This is a genomic window from Bacteroidales bacterium (assembly GCA_021648725.1).
Taxonomy (GTDB): Bacteria; Bacteroidota; Bacteroidia; order Bacteroidales; family JAADGE01; genus JAADGE01.
Genome location: JAKISF010000005.1, coordinates 61068 through 79130 on the forward strand (window position 1 = coordinate 61068; position 18063 = coordinate 79130).

Consider the following 18063-nt stretch of genomic DNA (forward strand, 5'->3'; position numbering starts at 1 on the left):
AATTTTTAAAATGCAAATATATGAATTTAAAGTTTTAATTATTAATTTCACGATTTATTGTTGAGAATGTAAATGTCTTGAAATGAGTGTGTCAAAAAAGCTTTTTTATATATTAACTGTATTTATTAATCTGCTTCTGGTTTTTGCAACGTTTTCTTCGATGAAAGAAGGAGATTTTAGAACATATTTTAATTCGGACACTTTATATTTAGGTTCATTATATAAAGATATTTTTATTGACGGAACAGGTTTTAAAGGTTGGTACTTAAATGCTGCACCAAACTTTTTTCCGGATATGTTTTTGTACTTTATTGTCAACTTTCTTTTTAGCGATTTTAGAGTTGCGTACATTGTATTTAGTTTTGTACAATACTTCTTAATCTTATTTCTGTTAAATGTTTTACTTAAATCAATAAATAAAGAAATAAAAAATGAGTACTTGGTTTTATTAAATTTATTATTCCCGATTTTTTTGTTAGTTGCCTTAATTTCAGGTAATTATTTATATACATATTTTGTTTTTAGCCATAGTTTTCATACCGGAGTTTTTATCAATTTCTTATTAGCATCAATTCTTTTTTTCAAAAGTTTCAAAAGTAATAATATATTCTTTTTATTGTTGCTCAGTATCATCACCATCATCGGAACATATAACGACAGACTTTTTTTGGTCTTATTTTCAGTTCCGGTATTGTCAGTATTTCTGTTTAATTTGTTTTTTATAAAGAATAAGCAAATAAAAATAAGCGGTTTTGCGGTTATTTTGTCAACTGTTTTATCATTAGTTCTGTTTAAATATACGAATACAAATAATGTTTTTACATGTATCAGTTTAGATCAAAAATATATGAACTTTGATAATATCCTTATATCGCTTGATAATTTAATAAGCCAGCATATAAGATATATTAAAGAACTAAGGTTACAAGGTTTTATTTCGATAATTGCAGGTATTAACTTTTTTATTTTACCTGTTTTTATTATAAAAAAGTATAAAAAATATAAGCAACATATTTCAGAAAATAAGTTTATTGCTCAGGAGGTTTTTTATTTGGTGTTTATTTTTATTTCAATATTCTTAACCCTTTTTACACCTGTTATTAACGGATATTATTTGGGAGAAGGACATTTGCGATATAATATATTTTCTTTTTATTTGAGTGTATTTAATATTGTATTCTTTCTTTATTTTGTTGTAAAAAACAGAAAAATATACATTTATTCGGTATCGGCAGTTATTTTTATTTTTTATACTTTTTCAATCATAAAAGTTGATAATGAAAAAGGGTTGTTTTCCGGAGTAAAAAAACTTGGGACATTTTATCCTGAAAAGGTTAGAATAATTGATGAATTTGCAGTTGAAAATAATTTAAAATTCGGTTTGTCTGAATATTGGGACGCAAAATATACAATTATGTTTTCAAAAAATAATTTAAGGGTATATACGGTTATAAATGAGAAATTAGATCCGTGGTATCATGTTATGAACAAAAATTGGTATTTTGATTATGATAAAGGAAGATATAACAAACCTTTATTCAGTTTTATTTTAACAAATAAATTCGATGCAAATAAGATAAAAGCTAATTTCGGAGAACCTGTTGACAGTTTGATGTATGAAAACAAAACTATTTTATATGTAATGAATAATATTAAATTCAAAAGGGAAAATAATAAAGCTTATTTGGTAAATGATGAGAAGTGAAGATATAAAATTCTTATTTAACATCTGTCTTTTATAAAATAGTGAGGTCTGTTTTTTGATTCGTTAAAAATTCTTGAAATATATTCTCCTATTATGCCGATGCTTAACAGTTGAAAGCCTCCTAATATTAATATTACCAACATAGTTGAAGCCCAGCCGGAAGCAGTATTTCCGGTAAAAAACATTATTAAAATATAGATTGAATATAAAAAACCGAATATTAATGATGTAACGCCTAATATTGTGCTGAATTTTAACGGTTTTGATGAAAAAGAAGTTATACCGTCAAATGCAAAGCGTAGCATTTTTCGAAAAGTATATTTCGATTTTCCTGTCATGCGTTCCGGAGCTTCAAATTCGATAATTGATTGTTTAAACCCCATCCACTTAATAAGTCCTCTTGTAAATCTGTCTTTTTCGTCAATTTTCAAAAAAGCATCAACGGTTTTCTTGTTCATTAATCTGAAATCGGAAGAAGCATGTTCAATTTTTACATCGGTTAACTTATTTAGGATTTTATAATACCATTTTGAAGTAATTTTTTTCAAATGTTTGGCATCGGCAGTAGAAATACGCCGAGTATTAACAATATCAAAACCTTTTTGAGATTCTTCAATAAGTTTCGGTATTATTTCGGGAGGATGTTGCCCGTCGGCATCCATTGTAATTACAATATCATTTCGAGCTTCTTTTAAGCCTGCGAGTAAAGCTGTTTGGTGTCCGAAGTTTCTGGAAAAAGAGATTCCCTTAACTTTTTTATCTTTCTCCGATAATTTTTGAATTTCATTAAATGTATTATCATTACTTCCGTCATCAATAAAAATACATTCATATTCATAATCAGATAATGCTTCTTTTATTTGAGAATATAAAAGAGATATATTTTTTTCTTCATTATATGCGGGAATGACTATACTAAGTTTCATTTTAACGAGTATTTTAATAATAATAAACTTTTAAACTGTCAATATAAAATTCTGTATTTTTTAAATTGTCAATATAAATTAATAAAGTATCAGTTTCTGCGTAATTTTCAGGAAATTTATAATCTAAATACAATTTGCACCATTTTTTAGAAACAGTGGTGTAATTCGTATTAATTTCAACTTTATGATTGTTAATTTTGCATGCAAATATTGCTTCGGTAAGCGAGTCAGTATAGTAAACGTTTAGCGATGTTTTAATTTTATTGATATTATTTTCTTTTGCTTTCTTCAGAACTTCGGAAAAGATTATTGTTTTTACCGAGTTTGAATCATTTTCTTGATTCTCTTTTATAAATAATGAAAGAGTATTTAAACTGTCAGATTTAAAAAGTTTTTCTTCAGTAAATTTGCAATTTTTAATTGTGTAAATATCATTTATTTTTAAACCCGATTGATATTTTGTTAGAATGTTGTTATTTTTAATTTTATCGGCAACTTCTTCTGATAATCTTATTGCACTTTCTTTGTTTAAATGGCTTCCGTCGTAACTTTCATAACTGTTTTCAATATTAATCCATAAACCGCCGGCATTGAAAAATCCTCTTAAAAAAGTATCAGGTTTAAATTTTCCGACGTTTTTCTCGAGTTCTTCCATATTTATTGAAGAGGGCACAAAAAAGCCGTAAACTTTAATTCCTTTTGATTTCCATTCCTTAACTTTTAGGTATAGGTTATTAATAACTTCCCGTGAAATTTCAGTTTCGCTGAATGTTTTTTTATAACTTTCAAGAGCATGGTAAGGAAAAGGACTGTCATACCACGAAGCTACCCAGCCGTCTTCAATATAAAATTCTTGATGATATTTATTAAATCCTTTTTCTGTTAAATTTTTTCTTATTTGAGCGGGCGAAGTAGGTGCAAAGAAATTTTTTACGGGGAATAAATATTTGTATTCTAATATTTCTTCTTTCTTTTTCTTTAGAATTCTTTTAATATGCCCGTTTTCTGATGCCTTTTTACTTAATGAAAGAGGAGTTATTCCTAAAATTATTATTTTTTCTTTACTGTTTAGATTTATTCGCTTATCAATTAAGTCAAATAATAAATTACTGTGACCGCCTGATGAGAATCCTAAATTAATTGCAGAAGATTTTAATTTACCGCCTATTATTTTTGAGGAAATACCTCTGTAAATCCTTGAGTCTCCGGCAATAATAATGTCATATTTTTCGGAAGTTCTTACTTTGTGAACAAAAAGGGCTTTATATGCTTCGTCATCAATTTTATTATCGGTAATAATTGCAACGGCGGAAGCAAAAATTAGTGAAACTATAATTGTTATGATTACGTTCTTGCTGAGCATACAAGTTTAAAATTGAAAATAAATAAATTCTTCTCCTTTTCCTCTGAAAAATATTATTGCTAATATTAGAATAACAAAGTAAGCATATTCTATAATTCTTTTACTTCGCAAATTAATATGTTTAATAAAATTAACTCTTTTTATATTGAAGAAAAAGAATGATTCAATTAGAATTCCGACAGATATAAAGAAAATTCCGTTTATAAATACCTTGTCATTCGGATTAAAATCTTGAACAAAATTAAAGTTCAGAAGGTATTTTGTAACTTGAATTGCTTGCCCAAAGGAATCTGCTCTGAAAAATACCCAAGCAATCATTACTTGAAAAAGTACCAAAGCTAATGCAAATATTTTTCCTATTCTGAATTTTAATAAAAACTTCGGTATTTTGAATATTCTTTCTAAACTTAAGAAAAAAGCGTGTAAGGCTCCCCAAATTACGAATGTCCATGCTGCTCCGTGCCAAAAACCCGAAACAATCATTGTAATCCACATATTTAGATGCCCTCTTAATTTTCCCTTTTTTGAACCTCCTATCGGAATATAAACATAATCTTTGAACCAAGTAGATAATGAGATATGCCAACGTGTCCAAAATTCTCTTATCGAAGTTGAAATATACGGATGATTAAAATTAACTCTGAAATGGAAGCCCATCCATTTTGCCAGCCCTCTCGCAATATCGCTGTAACCGCTGAAATCAAAGTATATTTGGAATGCAAAACCTATTATTGCAATCCACCAATATAAAGTTGAAGTTGAAGTATTAACATCGCTGAAAGCATAATTTATTAAAGGTGCTATATTATCAGCTAATACTACTTTTTTAAAAAAACCGACTAATATTAATTTAAAACCGTTCCAATTTTCAAAGTCAGATACTTTTCTTACTTTCTTTAATTGAGGCAGTAAATCACGAGCTCTTACAATAGGTCCTGCAACAAGTTGCGGAAACATTGCAAGATATGAGAAAAATTGCAAAATGTTATCGGTAGGTTTTAATCTTCCTCTGTAAACATCTATTGTGTAGCTCATTGATTGAAATGTGTAGAAACTGATTCCTACGGGAAGAATCAGCATAAATTCGGGAATTTTACTTTTCAGGTCAATTATAATTCCGAAATTACTTAACAGCAAACTAATATTTTCCGCAAAAAATGAACTGTATTTAAAAGCCGCAAGACTTCCTAAATTTCCGATTAATGAAAGAATAAGGAAAAAGGTTTTGTGTTTCGGCTTTTTGAAGATTATTTTTCCGGCAAAAAAATCAATTAATCCGCTTCCGATAATAAGAAATAAGAATCTCCAATCCCACCAACCGTAAAAAACAAATGAAGCAAAAGTAAAAAATAACCACCTAAAGTTATTTCTCAACTTATTAATTTGCGGAAGAATAACGAAGAAAAGAAATCCGAAAATAAGGAAGATTAACGAATTAAAAAGCATAATAAATCATTTGTTTTTAGGATAACAAAAGTAGATAAGAATACCGGATTATAAAATAAAGTTAAATTATACTTGTTTATCCGGATGATTATTTTTTATACCAACTTGCATACATGCTGTAGTTATCGGCAATTTTATTTATCATTTCTTTTGTTTGTTCGGGTTCAATATCTTTAACTTTTTTTGCGGGAACACCTGCATAAATACTGTTCGGTTCAACTTTTGTTCCTGTTTTCACCATTGCCCCGGCAGCAATTATAGAATTTTCGCCTATTTCGACATGGTCTAATATTATTGCTCCTATTCCTATAAGAACATTGTTGCTGATTTTTGCTCCGTGAATAACTGCATTATGCCCTACCGAAACATTGTTGCCTATCTCAATTGTCGATTTTTGATATAAAGTATGTAAAGTTGCATTGTCTTGAATATTTACATTATTTCCGATACGAATTGAATTAACATCGCCTCTTAAAACTGCACTGAACCAGATGCTGCATGTTTCTCCTATTATAACATCACCCACAATTACGGCATTTTCTGCAAAAAAACAATTTTTACCGTATTTTGGTGCAAAACCTCTTACTGATTTTATTATTGCCATAATCAAATTTGAAATTGTAAAGTTTAAGGTTATTCAAGTATCTTTAAAGAATATAAAATTGCTTCTACTTGTCTTACAAGTTCTCTTTTTTTCTTTTTACCGCCGTATATATATCCGTCAACAGTTACAATTCTGTTTCGTTTTCTGTCAACGGTTGAGTAATTTATAAAAGGACCGCCCATAAAAATTCCTTCCGCTTCTCCGCCTATTTTCCATAAACCTCTTATTTCTGTTGTGTATTTACCGTCTTTCATAAATTCTATAAATTGCGGGCTGATTAAATCTTCTGTTACCATATATGAGCTGTCGGCAGGACCGGGAACATGAATTTTTGTAATTGAATCTCTTTTTGCAATTAAATTCTCAAAATGAAACTCACTTGTATCTGTATAAAGATAATCCCAAATTAAAATTCCTTGCGAAGAATATTGTGTTTCTTGACTAATCCATACAAAATCGGAGCTGTCAACATCAAGATTATAACCTTTAGGAATATTCAAACTTATGTTATGCCCTTTTTCAAGTTGTTTTTTTATGGTTTTGTTTAATAATGTATTCCCGTAAGCTTTTATAAGTCTGTTACGTTCGGCATTTTTGTATGATGAAAGTATTTTTTCTTTTTGTTTATTGAAAATTTCAATAAAATCTTTATCATCTTTTGCTCTGACTGATATAATTAATTGAGGTTTAGAATGTTTGTCGTAAGCAATCAGAACTTCCGGCTTTTTTACTTTTGAAGAAATATCAATATAAAGAATATTTCGGGTTCTTTGCATTATTTTAGAATATGCTTCATTCGGAAGATGAGTGATGTCATACAGAGGCTCAGATTGAGGCAATACTTCATAATCTTGTGTCAGGGTTTCTTTTACAATTTTTCCCGGTTCTTGTTGCCAAAAATGATTAGGCATAACAACTAATATTTGTCCGGGAGCACCTGTTGAAGACGGTATTATTCGTTCTGAGTTTTGTTCGCATGCCGCTAAAATGCTTATGATAAATAATGCTAAAAATATGTTTTTCATCTTTTATTTTTTAGTAGTTTAATAAAGCAGTACTTTTTACATTTTAGTAAGGTGCTTTAATTCAAAAATAGCCGAGTATTGCTCGGCTATATGAACTTATTTAAAAAAAGATTTTATTTTTCCTCTCCGGAATCATCTTTTTCACTTACAATTTCATCCTCTTTATCTTTTTTCATGTCTTTTGTGGCATTTTTAAACTCTTTCATGCCTTGACCTAAACCTTTCATTAATTCAGGGATTTTTCTTCCGCCGAATAACAGAATAACAACAATAACAATTAAAACAATTTGCCACGGACCTAACATTCCTGCTATAATAAACAATGTCATTTTTTAAGTTTTTTAATTTCTGCAAATATACTGTAAAAAATAATTAATTTCAGGCTAAAACAAGAAATTTACAATATCATTTTTTAATGCAAATGCCATAATTGCTAATAATATTACAAATCCTGTAATTTGAGCATATTCTAAAAACTTGTCGCTTGGTTTTCTGCCGCTTATCATTTCGTAAAGTACAAACATTACGTGTCCTCCGTCGAGAGCAGGAATCGGAAGAATATTAACTACTCCGAGAATAATTGAAAGCAAAGCTGTCATAAACCAAAACGAGTGCCAATCCCAAACAGGAGCAAACATGCTTCCTATTGCTCCGAAACTGCCTACTGATTTATATGCTTTTGTTTTAGAATTAAATATTAGTTTGAATTGACGTAAATAATCTTTTACTTCTTTTATTCCTTTTGAAATACCGGCAGGTATTGATTCAAAGAATGTATAGTTTGTGTGAACTGTTTTTAAATCTCCGAAAGGAACATAACCTACACCTAATTTTCCGGTGCTGTCAATTTTTGCATTAACGGTAAATTGAGTGTTATTTCTTTCAACCAAAAGTTTTAGTTCGGAATTTTTATGTGTTCTGAAATATTTTACGTATTGATCGTGGAAAAGAACGCTTGAATCATTTATTCCGATTAATTTATCGCCTTTTTTTAATCCTATTTTTTCGGGAGCCGACTCCGGCAGTATTGTATCAATAATAAATTCATGCCTGGCTTTAATAAAAAGACTTTTATTTGCCAAAATCATTCCTATTTGTTCGTCACTTATTGTAATGTTGACAAATTCACCTTTTCTGTTAACCTTAACAACCCTGTCGCTTCCGAGAATAATTTCTTTATTTATTTCTTGAAATGTAGAATATTTTACATCATTAACCGAAATAAGTTTATCTCCGTCTTCAAAACCGATATTATAGGCAACAGAATCAGCAGAAATTCCGTATTTCATATTTTCGACCGGCAAAGAGTCTGTTCCCCAGGTATATAAAACTGCGACGAAGACTAATCCTGCCAAAATAAAATTCATAATTACACCGCCGAGCATAATTAACAATCTTTGCCAAGCTTTTTTCGACCTGAATTCATGCGGTTGAGGCGGTTGTTTCATTTGCTCTTTATCCATTGACTCATCAATCATTCCTGATATTTTTACATATCCGCCGAGAGGCAACCAACCTATTCCGTATTCGGTTTCGCCTCTTTTGATTTTAAATAATGAAAACCACGGGTTAAAAAATAAATAAAATTTTTCAACTCTTGTTTTAAATAATTTTGCAAATGCAAAATGCCCGAATTCATGAAGAATAACGAGTATTGATAAACTCAGTAATAATTGTGCTGTTTTTATGAAAAAAACCATCTTTTTTAAATTTTCTTTATGTTATTAATTAATTCTTTTGAAATAATTCTTGCTTCCTTATCACATTCAATATAATCATTTAATGACGGAAAGTCGACAAAATTAATTTTATTAATTGTTTTTTCAATAATTTCCGGAATTTCTAAGAAATTAATTTTTTCTTTAAGAAAACCGTCAACTGCAATTTCATTTGCCGCATTCATTACACAAGCTGTATTTCCGCCTTTGTTCATTGCATCATAAGCAATTTGAATATTTCTGAATTTTATTAAATCAGGTTTTTCAAATGTTAATTCAGGATAATCTAAGAAGTTGAAACGTTTAAAATTATTTTTTATTCTGCCGGGATAAGTTAATGCATATTGAATGGGAAGTTTCATATCAGGCAATCCCATTTGAGCTTTCATAGAACCGTCAGTAAATTGCACGATAGAATGAATTATAGATTGCGGATGAACGATTATATCAATTTGTTCAGGTTTTAAATTGAAAAGCCATTTTGCTTCAATTGCTTCCAAGCCTTTATTCATCATGCTTGCCGAATCAATAGTGATTTTTGCTCCCATATCCCAATTCGGATGTTTAAGAGCTTGTTGTTTTGTTACTTTTTTTAGTTCATGTAAACTTTTTGTTCTGAAAGGACCGCCGGATGCAGTTAAATATATTTTTTCAATTTCATTATTAAATTCTCCCGCCAAGCATTGAAAGATTGCAGAATGTTCCGAATCGACAGGATAAATGCTTACATTGTTTTCTTTTATTAAACTTGAAATAATGTCGCCTGCAACAACTAATGTTTCTTTATTTGCAAGGGCAATGTTTTTTTTTGCTTTTATTGCATTTATTGTGGGTAAAAGACCTGAAAAGCCGACCATTGCAGTTAATACGATATCAATTTCTGATGATTCTACAATTTGCTCAATAGATTTATTGCCGGCAAAAACTTTAATCGGATATTTTGAAAGTGCACCGGAAACTTTTTTATAATTATCTTCATTTGCAATTACAACTGCATTAGGTTTGAATTCAACAGCTTGTTTTATAAGTTCATCAGCATTATTATTTGCTGTTAAAACTTCAACGGAAAAATATTTCGAATTATTTTTAATAACTTCAAGCGTTTGTGTTCCGATAGAACCTGTTGAGCCGAGTATTGCAATTTTTTTCATAATTTTCAGAATGTAATATAATCTCTCGGGTTTGTAGGTGTTCCGTTATGCCACAATTCGAAATGAAGATGTTTGCCGCTTGTTTGTTCCCCCGAATTTCCGACAATTGCAATTGATTCTCCCGATTTTACTCTGTCACCTACTTTTTTTAATAATACTGAATTATGTTTATAAAGAGAAAGCAGATTCCAATTATGTTGAATGCCTATTATGTAGCCGGTTTCAACACTCCATGTTGATAAAATAACCGTACCTGATAATGCTGCAAGAACAGTTTCGTCATTTCCGGGAACTATATCAATTCCGAAGTGTGATTTTTTTGCATCAAATTCGTTACTTACCAATCCTTTCAAAGGAACAATAAAATGCAAATTTTTTAACGTTTCTTTTATTTCTTTTATTTGTTCTCCTATAACTCCGGCTTCTGTTTCTTCAAGTTCAGCTCTGATAATTGAATCTAAATTTGAGTTTCCGAACTCCGATTTTGAGATTACAATTGATGAATCGTTATATAGTTTTTCTACATTAAAAGTATCGGCAGCAATTTTTCCTTGAATAATATTTTTTATTTGTGTTAGATATGTTTCTTCCGAAATAATTTTTCTTTCGAGGCTGTCAATCATTAATGATGTTTCTATTACACTGTTTTTTGCTTCCAAGCTTGCTTTTGAAGGTATTAACAAATTAAGCGGCGTGTAAACCAGAAGTAAAAAAACTAAACCGAATATAATTAAAATACTCGCACCTATCAATGAGAATATTAGCGGTCTTGAAAATTTTAATGATTTGACTTCTTCAAAAGTATGAGCATCAAAGATTGAAAGATGTAATTTTCTTTTTTGCTTTTTATTAAGTTCTTCCATGTATATTTAAAATAATTTGCAAAAGTATAAAAAAATGTGAGATGTTTTAAGTTTACAATGAAAAATAGTATGTAAAAACATAATGCTTTCGAAGTGAAAATTATAAAGGTTTTTGCAGGTATAAAAAGTGTTTTTTAAAGAGATTATTTGTTTCCGGTTCATTTTTAAATATACCGTAAACTGTAGCCCCGCTGCCGCTCAATTGTGCATAAATTGCTCCAATATCATATAAGGTGTCTTTTATTTTTTTTATTTCGGGATAAATTTTAAAAATGCTTGTTTCAAAATCATTTTTTATTATTTTTTCCCATTTATTAATTGGTTGTTTTATAAGTTCAGTTAATGGTTTTTTAGGTTTATGCGGTTTTATATTTGAAAATGCATCTTTTGTACTGATGTGAATATCAGGCTTTACAAGTAAAATATAATAAGAACTTAAGTCTAATTCAATATTTGTGAAAATATTGCCTGTACCTTCTGCAAAAACGGGGTTATTTTTTATGAAAAAAGGACAGTCGCTGCCTAATTTTTGAGCATAATTGATTAATTCTTTACCGGATAAGTTTAATTTAAAACAATTATTTAATGCTTTTAACATAAAGCTTGCATCAGAAGAACCTCCCCCGAGGCCTGCACCGAGGGGTACAATTTTATGCAGGTGTATATTTAACGGCGGAAGCTTAAAATCAAGTTTCAAAAGTTTATATGCTTTCAATACAAGGTTATCAAATTCTGAAGAATCAACTACTATTCCTGTGTTTGTAAATACCGTATTTTTTTTAGTTTCAACAAATTCTAAAATATCAGATAATGAAACAGGAAAGAAAATAGTTTCTATATTATGAAATCCGTCGGCTCTTTTTTCTGTAATATTCAGTCCTATATTTATTTTTGTATTCGGGAAAATCAGCATTATATTTTTTTTCTAACAATAATAATGTGTAATAGTCAGATATTAAATAATTTAAATAAATGTTAATTTATTTAACAACTTTTTGCTTATCAAACTTCAAATATAATTAGTAAATTTACAAACTCATTTAAAAACAGAAAATTTATGATTTTACTTGATTTTGAAGAACCTATCGGAATATTGCAAGAGCAACTGGAAAAAGCAAAAGACATAGGAGAGCAATCCGGTGTTGATGTTTCTCAAACTATTAAAGATTTGGAAAACAAAATTAATAAAACCAGAAAAAATATTTACTCAAGATTAACACCTTGGCAAAGGGTACAGGTATCGCGTCATCCTGAAAGACCTTATACTCTTTCTTATATCAAGGAACTGACAGATGGTGATTTTATTGAACTGCACGGAGACAGAGGCGTTAAAGACGATAAGGCAATGATTGGCGGTTTCGGAACATTAAACGGTGAAACAGTCATGTTTATCGGACAGCAAAAAGGCTTTGATACTAAAAGTCGCCAGTACCGTAATTTCGGAATGGCAAACCCCGAAGGCTATCGAAAAGCATTGCGTTTAATGAAATTAGCCGAGAAATTTAACAAACCTATTATTACAATTATTGATACACCCGGAGCCTATCCCGGGCTTGAGGCAGAAGAACGAGGTCAAGGAGAAGCCATTGCCAGAAATATTTATGAAATGTTTCGTTTAAAAGTACCTGTAATTTGTGTTATTATAGGCGAAGGTGCATCAGGCGGAGCAATAGGTATTGGTGTAGGCGATAAAGTTTTAATGCTTGAAAATACTTGGTATTCCGTAATTTCTCCTGAGTCATGCTCTTCTATTTTATGGCGATCGTGGGATCATAAAGAGAAAGCAGCTGATGCTTTAAAATTGACTTCAGAAGATATGTTGGCAAACGGGTTGGTTGACGGAATTATAGAAGAACCTCTCGGCGGTGCACATGTTAATCCCGAAAAAATATACAAAACAGTTAAATATACATTAATTAAAGAATTAGCAGAATTGAAAAAAATGGATGCAGAAGAACGTATTGAAAAAAGAATGCAAAAATATATTAATATCGGCGTTTATAATGAATAGCTAATTATCAGCATTACAGATATATACATGAGACAGTCATTTTGACTGTCTCTTTTTAACTAAATAAAATAGAGGTTCTATCATGGCCAAACAAACATTCAAAACCTATAATAAAAAAAATCCTGTTTTTGAGATTAACAATCAATTAGGAAAATTACCGCCGCAAGCAACAGATATTGAAATGGATGTTCTCGGAGGTTTGCTCTTGGAAAGAGGGAAAGATATTGTTGTTCTTGATATTTTAAAACCTGAGAGCTTTTATAAAACCGAACATCAAAAAATATTTCAAGCAATTTATGATTTATCTGTTGATCACCAGCCGATTGATTATCATACCGTAATTGAAAGATTAAAAAAGAACGGAACATTAGAAGAGGTCGGCGGTCCGGGTTTTGTCGTAAGCTTATCACAGCGAGTCGGGTCAGCAGCACATATCGAATACCATTCAAAAATTATTGCTGAAAAATACATTCAACGAGAATTGATAAGAGTCAGTTCGGAAATTCAATCTAGGTCTTATGATGATTCTGAAGATGTTGATGATTTGCTTGAGTTTTCTCAGCAACAAATTTTTGAATTAGCACTGGGCAGTATAAAAAAAGATGCCATAAGAATTGATTCACTATTAGATGATGCCATACAGCAAATCGAAGATGCGAAAAACAGAGAGGATGGTTTAAGCGGTGTGCCTTCGGGCTATTCGAGTCTCGACAGAATAACATCCGGTTGGCAAAATTCAGATTTGGTAATTATTGCAGCTCGTCCTTCCATGGGTAAAACGGCATTTGTGCTTTCAATGGCTCGAAATATGACTGTTAATCACAATAAAACTGTTGCTTTTTTTTCATTAGAGATGTCATCTTTGCAGTTGGTTACAAGATTAATCTCTTCGGAAACGGAATTGGGAAGCGAGAAACTGCGGAGCGGAAATCTAAAAGATTACGAATGGCAACAATTGGAAGATAAAATCACTAATCTGGAGAAAGCTCGACTTTTTATTGACGATACTCCGGCAATCAGTTTATTTGAGTTGAGATCGAAATTAAGAAAATTAAAAACACGTGAACATATTGACTTGGTTGTAATTGATTATTTACAACTAATGACCGGCCCGCAAGAAACAAAAGGCAACAGAGAGCAGGAAGTCAGTACAATTTCAAGAGGTTTAAAAGCAATTGCCAAAGAATTAAATTTGCCGATTATTGCTTTATCTCAGTTAAATCGTTCGGTTGAGATGCGTTCCGGAATGAAAAGACCCCAGTTGTCTGACCTTCGAGAATCCGGTGCCATTGAGCAAGATGCCGATATCGTTATGTTTATACACAGACCGGAGAAAATGGGTTTAACAGAAGACGAAGCCGGAAATTCAACAAAAGGTTTGGCGGAAATTATTATTGCAAAACACAGGAACGGTGCTATAGCTGATGTTCAATTAAGGTTCAGAGAAGAATTTGCTCGTTTTGAAGAACTTAACGAAAGTTTTTTATCTCCCTTAGAGGAAGCATCCGGAAACGGAAGTGTATCATTCGAATCCAAAATGAATGATGATGAAGATGACGGTTATTTTAACAACTTTGCCAAGAATGATAATTCTGACAATAATGACGGAGATGCTCCGTTTTAATTGAATATTATTTAATCATGAAATTAAAAACTTTATTCATATTAGTCATTGTTTTAGTGATTAGTTTTTCTGTAAATCTTACAGCAAACACCATATTGATTCCTATGGATGAAAGCCAAAAAGACCACTTAAAAGCATACGGAATAACATACTGGGTTTTGGAAAACGGATTAGAAGCAAATTGGTTGCTGAATTACAGAGGAGGAAGCTTCAGCTTTGATTATGTAAAAGATATTGCAGATGAATGTACTATAAGAGGTGTAAGTTTTGAGATAGTCAGTGATGCCGAGATTTCTATTATTTATAACAGAATAGCAAGTCCGGAAGTAAATCAAGATAAAATTAAGTTAGAAAAACCCCCTAAAATTGCGGTTTATTCTCCCGACGGAAAACAGCCTTGGGATGATGCGGTTACATTAGTTTTAGCTTATGCCGAAATTCCGTACGACAGAATATACGATAAAGAAATTGTAAACGGAGAACTTTCAAAATATGACTGGTTACATCTTCATCATGAAGATTTTACGGGACAATACGGTAAATTTTACGGTGCATATCGACATGCTCCCTGGTATAAGGAAGCACAAAAGAAAGCGGAAGCAGATGCGGCAACATTAGGGTTTAATAAAGTATCAAAATTAAAATTATTTGTTGCAAAACGAATTAAAGAATATGTTTTCAGCGGCGGATTTTTATTTGCAATGTGCTCGGCAACAGATTCGTATGACATTTCCCTCGCAGCAGAAAATACAGATATTTGCGAAACTATGTTTGACGGAGATTCCGCCGACCCTAATTGTCAAAAAAAACTTGATTATTCAAAAACATTAGCATTTAAAGACTTTACTTTGGTTAAAAATCCTTTTGAATATGAATTTTCAGATATAGATGCCACACAACAAAGAGGAAACGTCAGTGAAGATAATGATTTTTTTACGTTGTTTGAGTATTCTGCAAAATGGGATCCGATTCCTACGATGCTATGTCAAAATCATACAAAAATAATTCACGGATTTATGGGGCAAACAACTTCATTCCGAAAGAAATTCATAAAGTCTGAAGTTCTTATTATGGGAGAATTGAAATCTAAAGATGAGGCACGATACATTCATTCGGAATTCGGACAAGGAACATGGACTTTTTACGGAGGTCATGATCCTGAGGATTACAGACATTATGTAGGTGATCCTAAAACTGAGTTAAAACTGCACCCTAACTCGGCAGGCTATCGTTTGATATTAAATAATATTCTTTTTCCGGCTGCTAAAAAGAAGAAAAAGAAAACATAGGAGATAATCAAATTTAATCTCAATTTACTTTCCAATCTCAAGAAAAGTATTTAAGAAATATTTAGTTTAAAAACTAGGACAAGGAATAATTGTGTGTTTATACCTGCTGCTTAATCCTTTGTTAAATTCATAGACTAATGAAATTTCGTGAGCACCGCCTGTATGACTGAAAAGATTTCGTATAATAGTCATATCATAACTGTATCCTATTTTTAAATTCGGAGTAACTTTAAGTCCGAATAAAACAATTATTGCATCAATATTATTAAAACTTTTTGTTTGTTTGTCAACAACCGGGATCCCTCTGAACCAAGCACCTAAAATAATAGGGTCATGTGTCCAATAGGCGCCGATATCTAATTGGTCGAATTTATCCCAATATTGATAGTTTACGGCGAAAGTAACATTTTCCCCTTCTCTGTCATATCTTACCCTTCTGTTCCTTTGAGAACCTAACATTACTTTTGCACCTCCGAATAATGAAAATTTCATATTAAGTCGGTCATTATAACCGTATAATGATTGTGTAGGTCTTAATAAATGATCAACGGCAAATCCTGCCCAGTACAAATCTGTGTACCCCATTAAAGATGCAGAAAAATCAATGTAAGATTTTTTCAACAAAGGTGTCGGTTCAACCGAAGTTCCTTGTCCGCCTAAAATTTGGTCGCCGAAAATAAGAGCATCAAAATTTACGGAACGTTGAGAATATTTAAATTGAATCCCCGGTCTTAAGAACCATTCGTTATTAATATTACCTCTTTTTTGCCCCACTTTTATTTTATAAGAATAAAGTAACCCGGCTTCTGTAAGCCCTAAATCACCTTCTCCTGCAACATCTCTGAAAACTAAAAGACCAAGACCGCTTTTTGCTCTTTCAAAATAATGGTCTAACCCCATAGAATATGTTCTGAAAACACCCGGTATTGCAGGCCATTGATCCCTGTAATTTAAAGATAGCCTACTGGCCTCAGTTAAACCTGCAAATGACGGAGCAATTGTCATCGGTGTAGAATAAAACTGCGAGTAATGGGAAATCTGCGATTTCCCTGTTTGCAATATTAACAGCAAAATTAATAATAATCCGACTATTTTTTTCAATTTACCTGTTTTTTGTACCTACAAATATAGAAATTAACGTGATATATTAAAATATTATTATTAATATTTTTATAAAATGTTTATCTGCAAAATAAATACCGGAATTAATATTATATGCTTATCCTATTTTTTATTAAGAAAATTAAGTGCCTCTATCATGTCCTCTTTGCTAATTTTATTGCCGGTTGAGGCTTTATTGAATTCATCAATAAGCACACAATTAATTTCTCCGAAATTGTTCTTTTTATCATGTTTCATATATTGAAAAAAAACTTCAAAATTTTCAGGTTTGATACTTATTTTTCCGAAAACCCCTAAAATAAATGTATAAATGTCATTAAAATCATGTTCAGGGAACTTTAATTTTTTTACGGAAATGTATAATTCGCAAATCATCCCGTATGCAACAGCATATCCGTGTTTTAATGTAGTTTTTTCATTTTCAATAAAATAACTTTCTAATGCATGCCCGAATGTATGCCCGAAATTTAATATTTGTCTTATTCCTTTGTCATCAATATCATTTTTGATGAAATGCTCTTTTATCTTGACGGATTTAGCAATTAAATTATTGATTTTTTCAATTTCTCCGGTTTTAAAATCATTAAAGTAAAACTCCTTCAATTCATAATAGTGGGTTTTGTCATAAATTAAGCTGTGTTTTATCATTTCGGCAAAACCCGATAAAAGCTCTGTTTTTTTCAAAGTTTTTAAAAAAGAAGAACTTATAATAACTTTCTCCGGAAGGTTAATTACACCAATTTCATTTTTAAGACCGTTATAGTTTATTCCGGTTTTTCCGCCTATTGATGCATCTACCTGAGCAAGAAGGCTTGTGGGAATGTTTATAAAATTCATCCCTCTTTTATAAGTTGAAGCTGCAAAACCTCCTATGTCTGTTATTACTCCGCCGCCTAAGTTTATCAATAATGAATTTCGGCTTGCATTATGCTTTATTAAAAAATCCCAAACAAATTGTAATGTTTCAATGTTCTTTGAACTTTCTCCGTTTTTTATTTTTATTATATCTGCTTTTTCAAGAAAGTTTTCCGATAACAGAGGCAAACAGTATTTATTACAATTGCTGTCGGTTAACAGAAATATTTTTTCTTTTTCATATTTCTTAAAAATATGTGTTAATTCTGTATTTATATCATTTATATGAATTATATCATTATTTTTTTGCATCTCAATTATTAATTTTGCATTAAAATTTAAAACGCTAAAGTAGATAATA

General features: G+C 30.8%; 16 protein-coding genes. 4 read left to right on the forward strand and 12 right to left on the reverse strand.

The window, feature by feature from the left end; translation table 11 throughout:
* The first annotated feature begins 82 nt into the window (after positions 1-82).
* A complete protein-coding gene (locus L3J35_03145) occupies positions 83-1705 on the forward strand; it encodes a hypothetical protein (protein MCF6365176.1) in 1623 nt (540 codons plus the stop codon).
* A gap of 17 nt (positions 1706-1722) precedes the next feature.
* Here the strand turns inward: L3J35_03145 and L3J35_03150 are convergent, their stop codons facing one another.
* From L3J35_03150 to ispE, 10 genes are all read right to left on the reverse strand, one after another.
* The gene (locus tag L3J35_03150; GenBank protein MCF6365177.1) at positions 1723-2631 is read right to left on the reverse strand and encodes a glycosyltransferase family 2 protein; all 909 of its coding nucleotides are present in this window, start codon (positions 2629-2631) and stop codon (positions 1723-1725) included.
* Positions 2632-2644: 13 nt separating this feature from the next.
* Positions 2645-3994: a hypothetical protein gene (locus L3J35_03155; GenBank protein ID MCF6365178.1), complete on the reverse strand. Its 1350-nt coding sequence runs from the start codon at positions 3992-3994 to the stop codon at positions 2645-2647.
* A 6-nt stretch (positions 3995-4000) separates the two neighbouring features.
* Positions 4001-5440 carry an MBOAT family protein gene (locus L3J35_03160; protein ID MCF6365179.1) on the reverse strand — a complete coding sequence of 480 codons (1440 nt, stop codon included), beginning with the start codon at positions 5438-5440 and terminating at the stop codon, positions 4001-4003.
* Between the two features lie 88 nt (positions 5441-5528).
* Positions 5529-6044 carry a gamma carbonic anhydrase family protein gene (locus tag L3J35_03165; GenBank protein ID MCF6365180.1) on the reverse strand — a complete coding sequence of 172 codons (516 nt, stop codon included), beginning with the start codon at positions 6042-6044 and terminating at the stop codon, positions 5529-5531.
* A gap of 29 nt (positions 6045-6073) precedes the next feature.
* Positions 6074-7069, reverse strand: coding sequence for a DUF4837 family protein (locus L3J35_03170; protein ID MCF6365181.1), 996 nt, complete (start codon positions 7067-7069; stop codon positions 6074-6076).
* A 113-nt stretch (positions 7070-7182) separates the two neighbouring features.
* Positions 7183-7398, reverse strand: a complete 216-nt coding sequence (locus L3J35_03175; protein MCF6365182.1) for a twin-arginine translocase TatA/TatE family subunit — start codon at positions 7396-7398, stop codon at positions 7183-7185.
* A gap of 54 nt (positions 7399-7452) precedes the next feature.
* Positions 7453-8769 (reverse strand): RIP metalloprotease RseP, encoded by a 1317-nt coding sequence (gene rseP / locus L3J35_03180; protein ID MCF6365183.1) that lies wholly within the window; start codon positions 8767-8769, stop codon positions 7453-7455.
* 5 nt (positions 8770-8774) lie between these two features.
* Positions 8775-9938, reverse strand: coding sequence for a 1-deoxy-D-xylulose-5-phosphate reductoisomerase (locus tag L3J35_03185; protein ID MCF6365184.1), 1164 nt, complete (start codon positions 9936-9938; stop codon positions 8775-8777).
* A 5-nt stretch (positions 9939-9943) separates the two neighbouring features.
* Entirely contained in the window at positions 9944-10801 is an 858-nt protein-coding gene (locus tag L3J35_03190; GenBank protein MCF6365185.1) for a M23 family metallopeptidase, read from the reverse strand.
* A gap of 100 nt (positions 10802-10901) precedes the next feature.
* A complete protein-coding gene (gene ispE / locus L3J35_03195) occupies positions 10902-11714 on the reverse strand; it encodes a 4-(cytidine 5'-diphospho)-2-C-methyl-D-erythritol kinase (GenBank protein ID MCF6365186.1) in 813 nt (270 codons plus the stop codon).
* Positions 11715-11858: 144 nt separating this feature from the next.
* On the opposite strand from ispE, the gene L3J35_03200 reads away from it, so the two are divergent.
* From L3J35_03200 to L3J35_03210, 3 genes are all read left to right on the forward strand, one after another.
* Positions 11859-12812 carry an acetyl-CoA carboxylase carboxyltransferase subunit alpha gene (locus L3J35_03200; GenBank protein MCF6365187.1) on the forward strand — a complete coding sequence of 318 codons (954 nt, stop codon included), beginning with the start codon at positions 11859-11861 and terminating at the stop codon, positions 12810-12812.
* Positions 12813-12894: 82 nt separating this feature from the next.
* Positions 12895-14436: a replicative DNA helicase gene (gene dnaB / locus L3J35_03205; protein MCF6365188.1), complete on the forward strand. Its 1542-nt coding sequence runs from the start codon at positions 12895-12897 to the stop codon at positions 14434-14436.
* A gap of 17 nt (positions 14437-14453) precedes the next feature.
* Positions 14454-15725 carry an asparagine synthetase B gene (locus L3J35_03210; GenBank protein MCF6365189.1) on the forward strand — a complete coding sequence of 424 codons (1272 nt, stop codon included), beginning with the start codon at positions 14454-14456 and terminating at the stop codon, positions 15723-15725.
* Positions 15726-15791: 66 nt separating this feature from the next.
* Here the strand turns inward: L3J35_03210 and L3J35_03215 are convergent, their stop codons facing one another.
* Together L3J35_03215 and aroB are read right to left on the reverse strand one after the other, a co-directional pair.
* Positions 15792-16826: a PorP/SprF family type IX secretion system membrane protein gene (locus L3J35_03215; GenBank protein ID MCF6365190.1), complete on the reverse strand. Its 1035-nt coding sequence runs from the start codon at positions 16824-16826 to the stop codon at positions 15792-15794.
* Positions 16827-16949: 123 nt separating this feature from the next.
* A complete protein-coding gene (gene aroB, locus L3J35_03220; protein MCF6365191.1) occupies positions 16950-18014 on the reverse strand; it encodes a 3-dehydroquinate synthase in 1065 nt (354 codons plus the stop codon).
* Positions 18015-18063 lie beyond the last annotated feature (49 nt).

Excerpts from the sequence above, each read along its gene's own strand:
- L3J35_03185 (MCF6365184.1), bottom strand. The coding sequence starts at position 9,938 with ATGAAAAAAATTGCAATACTCGGCTCAACAGGTTCTATCGGAACACAA.
- ispE (MCF6365186.1), bottom strand. The coding sequence starts at position 11,714 with ATGCTGATTTTCCCGAATACAAAAATAAATATAGGACTGAATATTACA.
- L3J35_03150 (MCF6365177.1), bottom strand. The coding sequence starts at position 2,631 with ATGAAACTTAGTATAGTCATTCCCGCATATAATGAAGAAAAAAATATA.
- aroB (MCF6365191.1), bottom strand. The coding sequence starts at position 18,014 with ATGCAAAAAAATAATGATATAATTCATATAAATGATATAAATACAGAA.
- dnaB (MCF6365188.1), top strand. The coding sequence starts at position 12,895 with ATGGCCAAACAAACATTCAAAACCTATAATAAAAAAAATCCTGTTTTT.
- L3J35_03165 (MCF6365180.1), bottom strand. The coding sequence starts at position 6,044 with ATGGCAATAATAAAATCAGTAAGAGGTTTTGCACCAAAATACGGTAAA.
- L3J35_03210 (MCF6365189.1), top strand. The coding sequence starts at position 14,454 with ATGAAATTAAAAACTTTATTCATATTAGTCATTGTTTTAGTGATTAGT.
- L3J35_03145 (MCF6365176.1), top strand. The coding sequence starts at position 83 with ATGAGTGTGTCAAAAAAGCTTTTTTATATATTAACTGTATTTATTAAT.
- rseP (MCF6365183.1), bottom strand. The coding sequence starts at position 8,769 with ATGGTTTTTTTCATAAAAACAGCACAATTATTACTGAGTTTATCAATA.
- L3J35_03155 (MCF6365178.1), bottom strand. The coding sequence starts at position 3,994 with ATGCTCAGCAAGAACGTAATCATAACAATTATAGTTTCACTAATTTTT.
- L3J35_03190 (MCF6365185.1), bottom strand. The coding sequence starts at position 10,801 with ATGGAAGAACTTAATAAAAAGCAAAAAAGAAAATTACATCTTTCAATC.
- L3J35_03200 (MCF6365187.1), top strand. The coding sequence starts at position 11,859 with ATGATTTTACTTGATTTTGAAGAACCTATCGGAATATTGCAAGAGCAA.
- L3J35_03170 (MCF6365181.1), bottom strand. The coding sequence starts at position 7,069 with ATGAAAAACATATTTTTAGCATTATTTATCATAAGCATTTTAGCGGCA.
- L3J35_03160 (MCF6365179.1), bottom strand. The coding sequence starts at position 5,440 with ATGCTTTTTAATTCGTTAATCTTCCTTATTTTCGGATTTCTTTTCTTC.
- L3J35_03175 (MCF6365182.1), bottom strand. The coding sequence starts at position 7,398 with ATGACATTGTTTATTATAGCAGGAATGTTAGGTCCGTGGCAAATTGTT.